The 16465-nt window shown below is 52.4% G+C and carries 13 protein-coding genes; all 13 read left to right on the forward strand.

Translation table 11 applies throughout. The features are described 5' to 3' along the window. The first annotated feature begins 14 nt into the window (after positions 1-14). The 13 genes from selB (at position 15) to ATW55_RS11055 (ending at position 16433) form a co-directional block, all read left to right on the forward strand. The gene (gene selB, locus ATW55_RS11000; RefSeq protein ID WP_160327228.1) at positions 15-1937 is read left to right on the forward strand and encodes a selenocysteine-specific translation elongation factor; all 1923 of its coding nucleotides are present in this window, start codon (positions 15-17) and stop codon (positions 1935-1937) included. A gap of 78 nt (positions 1938-2015) precedes the next feature. Continuing rightward, complete coding sequence (gene aroA, locus ATW55_RS11005; protein WP_067717286.1) at positions 2016-3308, forward strand: 3-phosphoshikimate 1-carboxyvinyltransferase; 1293 nt, start codon at positions 2016-2018, stop codon at positions 3306-3308. Between the two features lie 204 nt (positions 3309-3512). After that, entirely contained in the window at positions 3513-4448 is a 936-nt protein-coding gene (locus ATW55_RS11010; RefSeq protein WP_067717290.1) for an ROK family protein, read from the forward strand. Positions 4449-4510: 62 nt separating this feature from the next. Further along, complete coding sequence (gene rapZ / locus ATW55_RS11015) at positions 4511-5368, forward strand: RNase adapter RapZ (RefSeq protein WP_067717390.1); 858 nt, start codon at positions 4511-4513, stop codon at positions 5366-5368. After that, the gene (locus ATW55_RS11020; RefSeq protein WP_082685764.1) at positions 5365-6522 is read left to right on the forward strand and encodes a gluconeogenesis factor YvcK family protein; all 1158 of its coding nucleotides are present in this window, start codon (positions 5365-5367) and stop codon (positions 6520-6522) included. Before rapZ ends, ATW55_RS11020 begins: the two co-directional genes overlap by 4 nt. Before the next feature lie 15 nt (positions 6523-6537). Then, positions 6538-7509: a DNA-binding protein WhiA gene (gene whiA, locus ATW55_RS11025; protein WP_067717294.1), complete on the forward strand. Its 972-nt coding sequence runs from the start codon at positions 6538-6540 to the stop codon at positions 7507-7509. Between the two features lie 75 nt (positions 7510-7584). Beyond that, entirely contained in the window at positions 7585-7842 is a 258-nt protein-coding gene (locus ATW55_RS11030) for an HPr family phosphocarrier protein (protein WP_067717297.1), read from the forward strand. A gap of 370 nt (positions 7843-8212) precedes the next feature. After that, the gene (locus ATW55_RS16345) at positions 8213-8362 is read left to right on the forward strand and encodes a hypothetical protein (protein ID WP_160327229.1); all 150 of its coding nucleotides are present in this window, start codon (positions 8213-8215) and stop codon (positions 8360-8362) included. Continuing rightward, entirely contained in the window at positions 8359-9051 is a 693-nt protein-coding gene (locus ATW55_RS11035; RefSeq protein ID WP_067717300.1) for a hypothetical protein, read from the forward strand. Before ATW55_RS16345 ends, ATW55_RS11035 begins: the two co-directional genes overlap by 4 nt. Positions 9052-9230: 179 nt before the next feature. Then, positions 9231-9668: a DNA-3-methyladenine glycosylase I gene (locus ATW55_RS11040; protein ID WP_067717303.1), complete on the forward strand. Its 438-nt coding sequence runs from the start codon at positions 9231-9233 to the stop codon at positions 9666-9668. A 143-nt stretch (positions 9669-9811) separates the two neighbouring features. Then, the gene (locus tag ATW55_RS11045) at positions 9812-11728 is read left to right on the forward strand and encodes a M6 family metalloprotease domain-containing protein (protein ID WP_160327230.1); all 1917 of its coding nucleotides are present in this window, start codon (positions 9812-9814) and stop codon (positions 11726-11728) included. A gap of 51 nt (positions 11729-11779) precedes the next feature. Next, entirely contained in the window at positions 11780-12868 is a 1089-nt protein-coding gene (locus ATW55_RS11050; protein WP_067717308.1) for a M24 family metallopeptidase, read from the forward strand. A gap of 133 nt (positions 12869-13001) precedes the next feature. Next, positions 13002-16433 (forward strand): pyruvate carboxylase, encoded by a 3432-nt coding sequence (locus tag ATW55_RS11055; RefSeq protein ID WP_067717311.1) that lies wholly within the window; start codon positions 13002-13004, stop codon positions 16431-16433. Positions 16434-16465 lie beyond the last annotated feature (32 nt).

A 16465-nucleotide genomic window follows, 5' to 3' on the forward strand; every position in this document is an offset into this window, starting at 1 on the left:
CGCGGGAGGCGAACGTGGAAGACTTTTTTATTGTCGGCACAGCCGGCCACATCGATCACGGGAAAACGACGCTTGTTGCGGCGCTTACGGGTGTGGATACGGATCGTATGAAAGAAGAGAAGGAGAGGGGCATCTCGATTGATTTGGGATTCGCCCCTTTTCGCTTGCCAAGCGGAAAGCGTATCGGCATCGTCGATGTGCCAGGCCATGAACGTTTCATCCGCAACATGCTGGCGGGAGCCGGCGGTATGGATGTGATTCTGCTTATTGTGGATGCGCGCGAAGGAGTGATGCCGCAAACGCGTGAGCACCTCGCGATCCTGAGCCTTTTGTCGGTCACGGCGGGAATTGTCGTGTTTACGAAAAAAGATTTGGTCGATGAGGAGTGGCTGGCACTTGTCAAAGAGGAAACGGCGAGCGAACTAAAGGGGACGTTTCTCGCCGACGCGCCCTTTCTCGCCGTCTCTGCCAAGACGGGAGATGGCATTGAAGCGTTAAAGAACGAGATTGAGGAGCAGTTAAAGATCGCCCGCCCGCGACCGCGAGAGGGCGCATTTCGCATGCCGATCGATCGCATCTTCTCTGTACCAGGCATCGGAACGGTGGTGACTGGCACGGTGTGGCGCGGAAGTGTTGCGATCGGTGACACGCTGAGCGTCTATCCCGCAGGGGAGCGCGTGCGCGTGCGCAGTGTTGAAGTGCATGGGCAGTCGGCAGATCGCGCCTTTGCGGGACAGCGCGCGGCCGTTTCACTGACGGGTGGCAAGCTTGAACTGGCGCGCGGGATGACCCTGGCGGTTTACGAAGGATACGAATCGACCCGACTGCTTGATGTGCGCATTCAGATGCTACGTGACTGCGACCGACCGCTTGAGCACAGGCAGCGCGTCCGCGTCTACGCAGGGACGGCGGAGCTTCTCGGGCGTGTGCTCATGCTTGGTACGCAGAGTCTGCAAGCGGGCGAAGAAGGTCTCGCGCAGATCGCGCTCGAACAGGATGCGATCTTTGAGGTGCGCGATCACTTTGTTTTGCGATCTTATTCGCCGATGCATACGATGGGCGGGGGTGTCGTCATCGATCCGCATCCACCTCGACTGCACCGCCGCCACAGCGAGCTTGTCCGCGACCGATTGCTAAAAAAAGAACAAGGTAGCCCTGAAGAGCGTGTGCTTGACTCGCTGTCACAAAGGCCGATGGTGCAGGCAGTCGATGATCTTTCCGCATTACTTGGACTTGGTAAAGATGAGATCGAGCAGGCGATCGAGACGTTGCGGGGCGAGAATCTGCTTCTCACGACATCGGGGTTTTTATTGCCGCGAGCGTATCTGGCTGATTGTGTGACACACGCAAAACGCGCGCTTGAAACGTATTTTGAGCGAAACAAATACGACGTGTTTGCGCCAAAATCGCTGTTGCTACAGATGCTGCGAGAGCGAGGACTCGACACCCGCTTTGCCGAGGATGTATTTCTTCTGATGAGTGAGATGGGCGTCTTTACGCTTGAGGGCGAGCGAGTTCGCACGGATCGGGAGATAGCCTTGCAACCTTCTGAGCGTGAAATTTATGAGCGACTCCTAGACACGCTGCACACCTCCGCTTTTGCGCCACCTTCCATACATGAACTTGAAACGCGTGAGAAAAATCGCGACCGGGTTGTCAAAAACATGATGCACCTTTTAGAACAAGAAGGTAAAATCAGCATCATCAGTCCCGATCTGGTCTTGAGCACGGCAGCGCTGCGCGAGGCGGACCGTTTGGCGCGCGAACTGTCTGAGGAGCACGGTTCCTTCACAATGGCGCAGTTTCGCGATGCAATCGGAAGCAGCCGCAAGTTTGCGCTTGCGATTCTCGAGTATTTTGATCGACAAAAGCGCACAAAAAGAGTGGGTGACGTGCGAACGTACCTCAAGGAAACGGTGCAAGGCAGTTTTGATTGATGAGATATAGACAGAAACGCAGTGAGAGGCGTCGGTCATTGCAATGCGCTCACCTGCGGATGGAGAGGATGACATTGCGTGACGTATAGCGTGCCTTATCACGATGGTCCCGTATACGGTGTTGTGAACGTGCCTGGATCGAAGTCAATCACCAATCGGGCGCTTGTGCTCGCGGCGCTCGCAAATGGTCCGACGCGTTTGAATCATGCCTTATTTAGTGATGACAGCCGCATACTCATGACGGCACTGAGCGCCGTGGGGTATGCCGTGATTCCTGATGAGGTGAATTCGGCAGTAGAGGTGATTGGCGCGCAGATCGAGCCGCTGCAACAGCGAGCCGAGCATGATCTGTTCGTCGGTAATTCGGGGACGAGCGCGCGATTCCTAACTGCTCTGCTGGCACTTGGCCAAGGTGTATACCGTTTGGACGGCGTTGCGCGGATGCGTGAACGGCCGCTTGGCGATCTGCTTGCGACGCTTCGCGTCATGGGCGTCGACGTGCGCGATCTGTTGGGGACGGGGTGTCCGCCGATTGAAATTCGTGGTGCGGGCCTGCCGGGTGGGACCGTTTCGATTCGCGGGGATGAAAGCAGCCAGTTTGTTTCGGCGCTGCTCATGGCGGCGCCCTATGCAAAAAATCCAATGCGCATCGAGATCCTTGGTGAACTGGTCTCGGAACCCTATGTAGAGATGACGCGGTCCATGATGGCGGCATTCGGGGTTCAGGTGGTTCGCCGCGGGAATGTGTTTGAGGTTCCGCTTGGCGCGTATCATGCAAATGCGGTCTACGACATTGAGCCTGACGCATCTGGGGCGAGTTATTTTATGGCGGCGGCGGCGCTTTGCGGCGGTGAGGTCACGCTTTCTGGATTGACGAGAGAGTCGCTTCAGGGCGATGTCGCGTTTGCCGATGTCCTTTTGCAGATGGGGTGCGCGGTGTCATTCTCCGCTGAAGGGATCACCATTGCGCGAGGTGAAGAATCGCTTCGCGGTGTCGATGTTGATCTGTTTCATCTTTCTGACACTGTGCCGACGCTTGCGGCGATCGCTCCGTTTGCATCGTCGCCTGTCACCATTCGCAATGTCGCAAACATACGACTCAAAGAGACGGACCGCATCGCGGCTTGTGTCGCAGAATTGCGCGCGTTTGGTGTCGAGGTAGAAGAATTTGCGGATGGGATGCGCATTTTTCCTTGTGCCAACCTTCGCGAAGACGTTTCTGTCAAAACGTATGATGATCACCGTATGGCGATGGCGTTCAGTCTGCTCGGGATGCGCGTTCGCGGCACAAAGATTCTCGATCCGATGTGTGTTTCAAAAACGTTTCCGACCTATTATGAACATTTCGAGAAGCTTCTTGATATTTCGTAGATGCAACGGTAACCGAAACTTTATCCTCGTGTAACGGCTTTGCAATCTCGATCGTTTATGATGATCTTGTAACACATTTGACCCCCTTTTGATGATTGTCTTTGCGTGACGTGGGCATCTGCCCGGCGTTGCGTCTTTTTTTTTGTCTTCATGGTACAATGCAATCACTATGGTGCGCGTGCTTAGGGTGCTAGGAGGTCATGTATGCGAAAAGCGGTAGGTATTGATCTTGGCGGTACATTTATGAAGGGGGCAGTCGTCGCAGAGGGCGGGGAAATCCTTGTAAAAGACGAGATTCCCACGCGAGCGGAGGAAGGCGCGGAACGCGTTCTTGAGCGACTCTCAGTGATGATTCGCGAGCTTGCGACACGGGTGCAGGTTCCACTATCGGATCTTGCCGGGATCGGTGTCACAATTCCTGGATTTCTTGATCGAAAGACAGGGGTCGCAGAAGAAGTGGTTAACATGGGTTGGCGCGACGTCCCAGTCAGCCGGCTGCTGGGGGCGTCGCTCAAGTTGCCGATTCGATTAGAGAACGACGCAAATGCGGCTGCGTTTGGTGAGGCGATTGCAGGTGCGGGAAAAGGTTATACGAACGTTTTGTGTGTCACACTCGGCACAGGTGTCGGCGGCGGGATTGTGCTTGATCGTCACATTCTTCACGGTCACAGTGACATGGCGGGTGAAATTGGACATATTGTGCTTGATCCGGAAGGTGCACTGTGTAACTGTGGACATCGCGGTTGTCTTGAGACCACCTCGTCTGCGACAGGTGTTGTGCGCATGGCCAAGGAGGCAGTCGCGTCAGGTTTGGAGACAACGCTTGCCCAGTGTGCAGAGATCACCGCGCAGGATGTTTTTTCTGCGGCGGCGCGCGGCGATGAGGCGGCATCTCATGTGGTGGCGCGCGCGATCGAGCGTCTGGGACAGGGACTGGCAATTGCCGCGAATCTCTTGAATCCGGACATCATTGTAGTCGGCGGCGGGATGTCGCGCGCCGGTAACGCGCTTTTTCATCCGCTGCAGCACGCATTTTCACGCTATGCGCTTACCCGTGTGCGCCGCGTGGTTCAGGTGGTTCCTGCAACGCTTGGCAATGACGCGGGCGTCGTTGGTGTCGCACACCTCGCGTTTGAGTAAGCTTAGGAGTGACGGCTAAATTTGAAGGATAAGGGGGTGACGACGTGGCGCTGCCTGTTCGCATGCTGATCATCACAGGGATGTCTGGTGCAGGAAAAACGCTCGCGGTGCAAAGCCTTGAGGATCTAGGATTCTTTTGTGTAGACAATTTACCGCCAGCACTGATCCGCAAGTTTAGCGAGCTGCTCTTGCACTCTGCGAATGCGGTGCGACGCGTCGCACTCGTTTGTGATCTGCGCGGAGGAGCTTTTTTTGATCAATTGTTCGATTCATTGACAGAACTTGAAGAACACGAGATTGAGTACCAGATCCTCTATCTTGAAGCGGATGATGAGACGCTGGTTCGTCGCTACAAAGCATCCCGGCGCAAACACCCGCTTTCCGCAAACGGGCGACTGGTTGACGGGATCAGCAGGGAACGAGAGTTGCTTAAAGAGGTTCGCGAACGCGCGCATGTCATTCTTAACACGAGTCGCCTGCGGCCACTTGAGTTGAAGGAATTGCTCACAGAGAAGTTTCGCGCAGGCGGGGATGATCCGGTTTTTTCCGTGAACGTCATCTCTTTTGGCTTTAAATACGGACTGCCGATTGATGCAGATCTGGTGTTTGACGTGCGCTTTTTGCCAAACCCTTACTATGTTGAGGCGCTTCGTCCGCGCACGGGACAAGATCCGGAAGTGTACGATTATATCATGGGGTTCCAGCAGACGGAGGAGTTTGTCAGGCGCTGGTTTGAGATGATCGATTTTTTGCTGCCACAGTACGAGAACGAGGGCAAGTCACAGATCATCGTCGGCATCGGATGCACAGGCGGGCGTCACCGTTCGGTTGCGCTTGCAGAGCGGCTGCGCGAACACTTGCAGGCACATCACGCCGTCTCAGTGACACATCGCGATGTGGGTAAGGACGGTGAGCGATGAGCGGACGTATCGTAAAGTACGCGTGGATCATTGTCGCATTCGGCGCAGGACTCTTGATCACAAACCTCACCTCTCCCTACGTCGCGTTGAAATGGTGGTTCATCGGACTTTTTTGTGTACTGCTCGGCTTGTTTTCACTGATTCTCGTATTTGTGCGACAGCGCGCGCGCGAACGCTATGCGGCGCTTGTGTTCGAGCGCCGTCCGCGTGTTGTCGTGATTGGCGGAGGAACGGGGCAGCCTGTGCTTTTGCGCGGACTAAAGAACCAGGGTGCTGAGATTACCGCGATTGTAACAGTCGGGGATGACGGCGGAAGTTCTGGTCGCCTGCGCACGGAGTTTGACATGCCCCCGCCAGGAGACATTCGCAATTGTCTGGTTGCGCTCGCTGACACAGAGCCACTGCTTGAAGAACTTTTGCAACACCGTTTTAAAGAAGGATCTGTCCTGACGGGGCACAGTTTCGGAAATTTATTTCTCGCTGCGATGACAAGCATCACGGGTGACTTTGAGACGGCCGTCAAAGAAACGAGCCGCGTTTTGGCAGTGCGCGGGCGCGTATTGCCTGCGGCCACACAAGAAATCACCCTCCGTGCAACCTATACAGACGGCACGACGGTAGTCGGTGAGTCGGCGATTCCAAGACAGGGAAAAACGATCGAACGGATCGAAATCGCGCCAGCCGATGTCTTGGCGCTTCCTGACGCGCTGGCTGCGATACGCGAAGCGGACGCGATCGTGATTGGGCCGGGAAGCCTTTATACGAGTGTGCTCCCTAATCTGCTTGTCCCAGGCATTGCTGACGCTGTGCGTGAGTCGGCTGGCAAGGTGATGTATGTTTGTAATGTGATGACGCAACCGGGGGAGACGGATGGATTTACGGCGTCGCAGCACGTTGAAGCCATTTATCGCCACGTTGGTCCGCGTTTTTTTGATATGATCATTGTAAACTCCGCCTCAGTCCCTGCGGAGATGAGTGATCAGTACGGCATTCGCGGCGCGCATGCGGTCGTTGCTGATGTGGAGAAACTGCACGCATTAGGGCTTACGGTGATTGCGCGGAATTTTTTGCACAATGCCTCGTATGTCCGGCATGATCCAGATCTGATTGCGCAACAAGTGCTCGCTTTGATTGGACGGGAACATCGGCGCTAGTAAAGGAGGATGGTCATGTCGTTTGCGGCGCGCACGAAAAAGGAACTGACGCACATCGTCACGAAACCGTGTTGTGAACGTGCGGAGTTGACTGCATTGATTCAGCAATGCGGCGCGATCCGTGAGGGGGCCATGCTCGATCTCTCGACGGAGAATGCGGCAATCGCGCGTCGGATCTACTCGCTTTTAAAGACGCACACATCTGTAGCGCTTGAGGTCATCGTTCAGAAAAAAATGAGACTAAAAAAGAACAACGTCTACATCGTCCGTATTCGACGAGATCGAATCGCCGTCTTAACTTCGCTTGGATTGGCGGAAGATACGCTGCAAACGACGATTCCGCCATCTGCGATCGCGCGCGACTGTTGCAAGCGCGCCTATCTGCGTGGTGCGTTCATGGCGAGTGGATCGGTCAATGATCCGGACAGCAATTCATATCACTTGGAAGTGGCTGCACACACAGAGCGCCAGGCGCACGCGATTCTTGAACTGATGAATAGTTATCATTTTCATGCAAAAACAGCGGCGCGCAAAAAAGAATTTCTGGTTTATATTAAGGAAGGCGAGAAGATCGTCGAGTTTTTAGGATTGATCGGTGCGCATCAGGCGCTACTCCATTTTGAGGATGTCCGTGTTGTAAAAGGGATGCGCAATCAGGTGAATCGGCTTGTCAACTGCGAGACGGCCAACCTGAACAAGACGATCATGGCCGCCGTGCGGCAACTCGAAAACATTCGACTGATCGAGGAAGAGCGAGGACTTCACACACTGACGCCAAAGCTGCGCGTTGTCGCTGAGATGCGATTGCGCCATCCAGAAATCACTCTGCTTGAGCTTGCTGAATTGTTGCCGGAACGCGTAAGCAAGTCGGGGTTGAATCACCGATTGCGCAAACTTGATGAAATTGCCCAACGAATCCGTGCAGAATGTGGGATTTCTGATAATGACCGTTTCGCGCATAGTCACACCGCCACGGATTTGGTATAATGTGATAAATCATGGATGGACTGTAACATTGAATGAAGCGCGGTTGACGACACAGGGTTATTGGGGGAACTGAAGATGGCAGAACGTACGGTACAGGTCAATTTGCGTGCGGGACTTCAAGCGCGCCCTGCGGCTCAATTTGTGCAGGAGGCAAACCGCTTTAGCAGTGATGTGTTTCTTGACAAGGACGGCAAGTCGGTCAATGCCAAAAGCATCATGGGCGTCATGTCGCTTGTGATTCCAAAAGGGGCGACGGTCACCCTTCGCGCATCGGGAAGCGACGCTGAGCAGGCAGTCGAGCGCTTGGCGGTACTCGTTGGTAGCGAAGAGTAGTCTTTTTCAAAATGGCAGTTTAACATGAACATAAAATGAAGGGAATCCCTGGAGCAGGGGTTCTTTTTTTATCAAACAACGGCTAGTCCTGTCTTATATAGAGAGAAATGGCAAGGCTGCTGTGTGTTTGCAGGTGCCAGTGTATCTAGTTTCTCCATACAATGGAGCAAGGTAAAATGCGATGGCGGTGAACGTTATGAACGAAAAAAAACACGACGTCATTCACGATATCATTCTGCTTTTTACAGGTATTGTACTTTTTTTGTTTTTCTATCTGTTGCCAACGTAAGGCGGAGGGAATCCATGATGAGAGAGAAGGATCGGGCCCGTTCTGCTTCGTCTGAAGAAAAAAACGCCAGAGCCCGCGTGGGTGAAAAGAACGCGTGAAGTAGCTGGTGTTGCTTCAATCATAGGGATTCTTGCAGTGACGGTATTTGCGTTTGACCATTTAAAACCGTGGTGGAGAGAAACGGTCGAAGATGCACGTGAGCGTGAGAGTGAGAGGAAATCCGTCATGTGAAAACGAGCTTGCTTCAACTGACAAAAAGAGAATTAGCCATCTTGGCGGGTGTTTTGCTCGCGACAGGATACGTGAACATAGGGTCAGTCAATATCACTTCAAGAGAGTTTCATTTTGATTTGCGTGGGCCGATATTTTGGCGATTGACAAGTGGGTACCCTCCTCTGCTGCACCGTCCGGGATCAGAGTTTTATGTTCAACTTGAAGCGTACATGGCGCTTCTTCTTTTTGCAGGTGATGCGTATGTCGATGGAATCACCGTGGGGTCCTCTGCGCTCTTTTTTCGCATTCGCTCCCCGCTGTTCGAGTGGAAACGATTATCAACGGAGCGCTCGATCCGACATCTAAGTACAGAGAAAGCTGTACTCGCACTTATGAACTTTGCGATAGGGGTGCAGCTTTTCTTTCGGAGATTGCCTTTTGTCATCACGGCGGTCAGTTTTCCGCAAGGCAAGGAGATTCGTTTTGTCACGACCGCTAACACCATTCAGCGTGTTGAACGCAAATTGCCGAGTAAATTTACATTCCCAGAGCAGACAAAATCAACACATGCACTCAATAAATTGCTAGGTATTTTGTTGATGTTTCAAATTTTGCGCATTTATACCGTCTCCATGGGGCGCGGAGGTGAATTGGCATTTTCGATTGGCGGTTCAATATTTCAATTTAGCAGACATTTTATCTCTTGAATGAAAGAGGGAGCGATACGGGAGTGTTTTAATAAAACAGCACAAAAACGCCTGCACCCTCTCAGATGGAGGAGCCTGTTGGTGCACTCTCATACGTGATGAAATGCTACAATCCTGCATGGTCAAATGCGCGCGCTAAGGGTAGGATCAATCTACAAACCGTTGCGAGGAGGAGTAGCGTGGAACATCTTTTGCCTTTGACATCGCATGCAAATTTGGCATTTCGGAGTGATGAGCAATACTTTGAGATGTTGACACGGGTCATTTTTCTGACAGGATTTAGTGCCCACGTTGTGAACAAACGTTGGTCGGCGTTTCGGACTGCATTCGACTTTTTTGCGCTTGACGCGGTAGCTTCCTATGATGATGAACGATTTGAGCAACTTCTTTCGATCCAGTCGGGAATTGTGCGCAATGCCCGAAAAGTGAAAGCGACGATTGAGAATGCGAAACGGTGTATCGCGCTTCGAAATCACTACGGAAGTCTCCACGCGTTTTTTTCAGACGCGCTCTGCTTGGATGGCGAGGGGGCCGTAAAGGTTTTTGCTCGCACCTTCGCTCAAATGGGAGAGAGTGCGGCGCTTGTTTTTTATCACATGCTGGAGCGCGAAGCATGAAGCCCCTTTCATTGTAATTGCGCTACTTTCTAAAACGATTGTAAGGGTTGCGCAGCCATAGTATGATTGATTCACAATGTTGGCAGAATCGGGTGGTTTGCCTGAAGTTCATTCCTTTGCGCGTAAATATGAGTCTCGCATCTGTGCGCATTCTATTCTTTTCCCTTTTAGGGGTTTATGCACTTTTACCTGTGAGAGACACGTTTGCACAACGTGTTCCGCTCAACATGGCGAATTCCTCTACAGAGATCTTGCGGCTGCAGACGGACACGCCACGGTATGGTTCAATGGTTCGCAACTCCAATCAGAAACACTCCTCTTTGTATGCTTTTGGAACAGTACCGACGACCGCGAATGCGCAAGTTCTCGTTGTCGCTGTGCAATTCGCGGGGCAAAAGGCTACCACGCCACTCTCGCGAGTGGCCCATACATATTTTTCTTCATCTAACTCTGTCGCTGCCTATTTTCGCAGTGTTTCCTATGGACAGTTTAAAATGAAAGGCAATGTTGTAGGCGCTCAGGGTAAGTCGTCTCAGTGGATGACTCTTCCTCACACGGAGGCGTATTACGCAAACAAGGATAATGGGTCAGGTGGCCCGTTTCCGACCAATGATGACGGAATTGTAAGTGATGTGATTGCGCAATTGGTGAAGGCGCAATTTAATTTCAGTCCGTATGTCTACCAGGGGACCATTTCGTACCTGGCGATTGTCTACAGCGGCTATGGAGCGGATGTCGATCCAACAGATGCTGGATTGATCTGGCCAGTAGAAAGCACACTGGATACGTCAATCTCAGTTCCTGTGTACGCTTCAAGTCCTGTATCTGCCAAGGTGAGCACGTATGATTTGGCGCCGGAACTCGCAGATCCCGGTGGATCGCCCTCATCGATAGGCGTTTACGCGCACGAGTTTGGACATATGTTGGGGCTGGATGATCTCTATGACACGTCGGGAAGCGCGAACGCAGGGGTTGGCGACGGTCCGTTTAGTTTGATGGGAACGGGCAATTGGAATGGCAATCCTTCAGGATCATCGCCATCTTTCCTCGATCCGTACAGTCTCTTATTTCTTGGTTGGGTTCAACCGAAGATTTTGAATCACAGTGTGACTGGAAATGTGCTCTTGCCGATAGAAAAGTCTCCTTCTATCGACTTGATTCCTGCGCCGCAGCGGCAAAAGGAGTATTTGCTTTTGGATAATGTTGAGCCGATCGGCTATGATGCGGCGCTGCCAAATCAAGGACTCCTGATTTGGCATGTGGATGCGAGCCAAGTCAACCCAAACAGCCCGGACTGGCTGAACAATGTGTTGAACACGCCTTCTCAAAACGTCACAAAACACGATGATTTGGCGATTGTCGGTGCGTCCGGAAAAAACGATCTGCTGGCACCTGCAAACAGTGGGGTTTCGTATGATGATGCGTATCCCAGCATGACTGGCAATAATAAATTAACAGCTTCGAGCCAACCGTCAAACATGATGTATGCGGGGTCGTCATTTGGAATGGATGTGCGCAACATTGCCCGTCACAAAAATGGAACGGTCACGTTTGATACGATCGACTGGCAACAGGGAGAAGGACTTTTTATTGCGAGGCCGGCAACAGGTCTCACGCTCTATTCAGGGTTGCCTCTTCAATTGAATGCCTTTTATGGATCAAGCTATAAAAAATCTAGAGATATTACGGTTGCGGGTGACTGGTATGCTTCAAACGATGGAATCCGCGTGGCAAACGGCATGGTGACGACGCAATCAAACCGCGATCAGATGGTGACCGTTAATGTAGTCTACAAGTCGCAACTCGCTTCCATTAATCTGCAGGTTGCGCACGTTGTCACGTTTCATTTATCGTCACCCCCTTCTTTCGCATCACACTTTTCCAGAGGTCCGTCGGTGACGGTGACAGCCATTTACTCAAATGGAGTTCATGTGAATGTCACAAAAGATATCGTTTGGATAAAGGAGATATCCCACGCGCGTCACTCGTCAGGACGTTCCAAAACATTCGGGGATGGGACGTATGTCGGTAAATTTGCCGGACAGACAATCTCACTGTAAAAAGAGCAATTAAAAAATTGAGCAAGATTCACGCGAAAAAGGAGCAATTCAATGCACACCCATACGCTGCAAAATTCCTTTAAGTCACTGGGCATCACCGATCTTGTCTTGACGCCAGGCGCAAGTTTTCGCTATCTCTCAGGGCTTTCCATGCATGCGAGCGAGCGGTTGACCCTCTTGTTTGTAAACAAGTCAGGCGAAAAGTCAGCGCTCCTTCCCGAACTTGAGGCAGAGTCTGCCCGAAGTGCCGATCTTTTGCACATTGAAACATATCGCGACGAGGAGGGCCCGCTTCGTGCGTTGCGCAACTTGACTCAAAAAATGGGCTTCACATCTGAAACGGTGCTCGGGTACGAGGCGCAGACGATTCGCATGTTTGAGTATCAGGCGCTGACAGGTGCCTCAGAAGTGACATTTCGTGCCGCAGACGACGCGCTGACTGCGATTCGGCTGATCAAACGGGATGACGAACTCGCAAAAATACGCCGTGCGGCGCAGATCGTTGATGGTGCGCTTGAACGGTCCCTCCCATTGTTTAAGGTGGGTATGACGGAACTGGATGTCGCTGCTGAATTGGAGTATCAAATGCGCAAGCTGGGCTCGGAAGGGACGCCGTTTGCCACGATTGCGTGTGCAGGCCCGCGCGGTGCGCTCCCACACGGAGGACCCACCTTGTCAGAGATAAAGCGGGGAGATCTGGTGGTACTCGATTACGGTGCAAAGATCGATGGATATGCGGCGGATACGACACGCACGGTTTCATTCGGTGTCCCGTCCGAAGAGGCACTGTCCATTTATGAGGTTGTCAAAATGGCGCAAGCCGCAGCAGTCAATGCCGTAAAACCAGGGGCTGTAGCGCAGGATGTTGATCGCGCGGCGCGTAAAGTGATCCAGAAAGCAGGATTGGGCGCCTATTTTACACATCGTACTGGACACGGGCTTGGACTCGATGTTCACGAATATCCGAGTATGATGGAGGGCAATGAACTTATTCTTGCGCCAGGCATGGTGTTCACCGTTGAGCCTGGTGTCTATTTGCCGAACAAATTTGGTATCCGCATCGAAGACGATGTTTGCGTCACTGAGGCGGGTGTTGAGGTTTTAACACAATTCACGCGGGAATTGCACGTGATCGACTGAACCTCAAACCGTATATATCAACCCATTTGCTTCGTTCTTGCTGAATTCTTAGATAGCACTCGAATGGTTTTGCGTTGTCATGGTACAATATCCCTGTCTCACCACACAGATAAGGAGACAGGAGAGGGCACTGATGAAATTTAAAAAAGTTCTTGTCGCAAATCGCGGTGAGATTGCCATTCGCATTTGTCGCGCGTGCACGGAATTGAACATTCGCACCGTTGCGATTTACTCAAAAGAGGACAGTCTGGCGCTGCACCGCTACAAGGCGGATGAGGCGTACCTTGTTGGCGCAGACAAAGCGCCTGTTGAGGCTTATCTTGATATTCCAGGCATTCTCGACATCGCAAAGCGTCACGAGTGTGATGCGATTCATCCTGGATACGGATTTCTCTCGGAGAATGCCGCATTTGCGCGAGCGTGTGAAGAAGCAGGAATCATATTTATCGGACCGACGCCTGAACACCTTGAAATGTTTGGAGACAAAGTGACGGCGCGCCAGAAGGCGATGGAGGCGAATGTACCCGTTGTCCCTGGCAGCAAAGGCCCGGTCTCTGTTCAGGAAGCGCGCGAGTTTGCTGAGGAGTTTAGCTATCCGCTGATGGTGAAGGCGGTCAGCGGCGGCGGCGGACGCGGAATGCGCGCAGTGACGAACCACGCAGAACTGGAAGAGGCGTACATGCGCGCGCAATCCGAGGCGCAAACAGCGTTTGGCGCGGCGAGCATCTATGTTGAGAAATTGGTCGACAATCCAAAGCACATCGAGGTACAGATCCTCGGTGACGCCTTCGGCAATATTGTTCATCTCTATGAGCGAGACTGTTCTGTTCAGCGCCGCCATCAAAAGGTGATTGAGGTAGCACCTTCTTTGCTTCCAGATGAAAAGCGCCTGATGATCTGCGAGACGGCACTTCGTCTCATGAAAAGCGTGAATTACAAAAATGCAGGAACGGTTGAGTTTCTGCTTGGCGCGGATGGCTCGCTCTATTTTATTGAGGTAAACCCGCGTGTGCAGGTTGAGCATACGATCACTGAATTGGTTACGGGGATTGACATCGTACAGGCGCAATTGTTGATTGCGCAAGGTGTTCCGCTTTCAGATCCGCAGATTGGAATTGAGCGGCAGGAGAGTATCATGTGTCGGGGATATGCGATCCAGAGTCGCGTCACGACGGAAGACCCGCAAAACAACTTTTTGCCTGATGCGGGACGAATCACTGCCTATCGCACGGGAGGTGGATTTGGCGTTCGCCTGGATGGCGGAAATGGATTCAGCGGCGCGCGCATTCTGCCATACTATGATTCGTTGTTGGAGAAAGTGTCAGTGTGGTCACTTCGCTTTGACGGTGCGATTGACAAGATGAGCCGGGCGCTTGTAGAATTCCGGATTCGCGGTGTAAAAACAAACATACCGTTTCTTGACAACGTCATTCATCACCCGGAATTCCGCAGCGGCCGTTACACCGTGCGTTTGATTGAGGATCATCCTGAACTTTTCATTTTCCGCAAAAGGCAGGACCGGGCGACCAAATTGCTCCAATACATCTCTGATGTGACTGTCAATGGATCTGAAGGGATCAAGCATGGCGTAAAGAAACCGACCGTGCGCCTCCCATCTTTTCCAACGTATCGCTATGACGATAAACCAAAGCCGGGAACGCGCGATGTTTTACTCGCAGAAGGTGTGGACGGACTGCTGCGCATGATGAAGCAAAGCGGCCAGCTTTGGCTGACAGACACTACGCTGCGCGACGCGCATCAATCCCTTTTGGCGACGCGCATGCGCACGTATGACCTCGTGCGTATTGCCGATGTGATTGCGCATGAGACGGCAGGCTATTTTTCGCTTGAGATGTGGGGCGGCGCAACGTTTGACACCGCGATGCGCTTCTTGAAAGAGGACCCGTGGGAGCGGCTTGCTGTTTTGCGTGAACGCATCCCAAACATTCTCTTTCAGATGCTTTTGCGTGGGGCAAACGCGGTCGGTTACAAAAACTATCCAGACAACGTGGTCAATCACTTTATCGATGAAGCTGCGATGGCTGGCATCGATGTCTTTCGCATCTTTGACAGTCTGAACTGGGTGCCGAATATGGCGGGTTCGATTGAGCGCGTGAGACACAACGGTATGATTGCTGAAGCGGCCATCTGCTACACCGGTGACTTGATGGATGAAAAGCGCACGAAGTTCAATCTTGCCTATTATGTTGACTTGGCCAAGCAACTGGAGCGGGCCGGTGCGACAATTCTTGCCATCAAGGACATGGCCGGGCTTTTAAAGCCGCAGGCTGCACACCTCTTGGTCAAAACGCTGAAAGAACATGTTGGCTTGCCGATTCATTTGCATACACATGACACTGCGGGAACTGGCGTGGCGACAATTTTGCAGGCAGTTGATGCGGGACTTGACATTGCAGACGTCGCACTCAGTTCGATGTCTGGTCAAACATCGCAACCTAGCAGTAGCGCAGTTGTTGCATCTCTTATGAATACAGCACGTGATACGCGAATGGACCTGTCCGCGCTTCGTGTACAGAGTGACTATTTTTCCGCAGTGCGTGAGTGGTATCAGCCCTTTGAGAGCGGGCTGCAAGCAGGTGCGGCAGATGTCTATGAACACGAGATGCCCGGTGGTCAATACACCAATTTGCAAAAACAGGCTGAGTCGCTCGGGCTTGCCGGAAGATTTGATGAGGTCAAGCGCGCGTACCGCGAAGTCAATGACCTGCTCGGTGACATTGTAAAAGTGACGCCGAGTTCGAAAATGGTGGGGGATTTTGCGTTATTCCTTGTACAAAACCGTATTTCTGCGCAAGAGTTGAGACAGAGGGCCCATGAGTTTGACTATCCGGGTTCAGTTGTCGACTATTTTTCAGGTCTCATGGGACAGCCGTATGGGGGGTTCCCGACGTGGCTTCAGGATGCTGTATTAAAAGGAAGAGAAGCGCTCAAGGAGCGTCCTGGCGCAGGGCTTCCCCCTGTTGATTTCGAGCAACTCGCGGCAGAGTTGAAGGAAAAAACAGGACGTATCTGCACAGAGCAGGATGTCGTTTCGTACGCCCTGTACGGACAAGTGTACATCGATTTTGCGATGGCACAGAATCGATACAGCAACTTGTCTGTTCTTGATACAGGTACCTTTTTTTACGGATTGCGACCGGGCGAAGAAGCGATCGTGGAGATCGATCGCGGCAAGACGCTGATGATTCGCCTGATTTCCGTATCCGCTCCGCGGCCGGATGGAACGCGTGTGGTTTTCTACGAGTTGAATGGACAGCCGCGCGAAGTCGAAGTGGTCGATCAACAAGAAGCGGTCAGCGCCAAAGGGCGACGCAAGGCGAACCCGTCAAATCCCAAAGAAATTGGTGCCTCGATGTCGGGTACGGTCATCTCACTTATGGTTGAAGAAGGGGATCGCGTTGTCGCGGGACAATATCTGTTGGTGACGGAAGCGATGAAAATGGAGATGCAGGTGCAGGCTCCGCGCGACGGGCTTGTAGAGCAGATTGCGGTGCATGTCGGGGATTCGGTGTCGGCGGGCGATCTGTTGTTTATCCTCGAATAATACGAATGTCGAAGCAATTCTTTGAATGAATG

It is taken from the genome of Ferroacidibacillus organovorans, assembly GCF_001516615.1.
Taxonomy (GTDB): Bacteria; Bacillota; Bacilli; order Alicyclobacillales; family SLC66; genus Ferroacidibacillus; species Ferroacidibacillus ferrooxidans_B.

What these genes read in the sequence shown, in the direction of transcription:
- ATW55_RS11010 (WP_067717290.1), top strand. Translation starts at nt 3,513, where the DNA reads ATGCGAAAAGCGGTAGGTATTGATCTTGGCGGTACATTTATGAAGGGG.
- rapZ (WP_067717390.1), top strand. Translation starts at nt 4,511, where the DNA reads ATGCTGATCATCACAGGGATGTCTGGTGCAGGAAAAACGCTCGCGGTG.
- ATW55_RS11020 (WP_082685764.1), top strand. Translation starts at nt 5,365, where the DNA reads ATGAGCGGACGTATCGTAAAGTACGCGTGGATCATTGTCGCATTCGGC.
- whiA (WP_067717294.1), top strand. Translation starts at nt 6,538, where the DNA reads ATGTCGTTTGCGGCGCGCACGAAAAAGGAACTGACGCACATCGTCACG.
- ATW55_RS11030 (WP_067717297.1), top strand. Translation starts at nt 7,585, where the DNA reads ATGGCAGAACGTACGGTACAGGTCAATTTGCGTGCGGGACTTCAAGCG.
- ATW55_RS11050 (WP_067717308.1), top strand. Translation starts at nt 11,780, where the DNA reads ATGCACACCCATACGCTGCAAAATTCCTTTAAGTCACTGGGCATCACC.
- ATW55_RS11055 (WP_067717311.1), top strand. Translation starts at nt 13,002, where the DNA reads ATGAAATTTAAAAAAGTTCTTGTCGCAAATCGCGGTGAGATTGCCATT.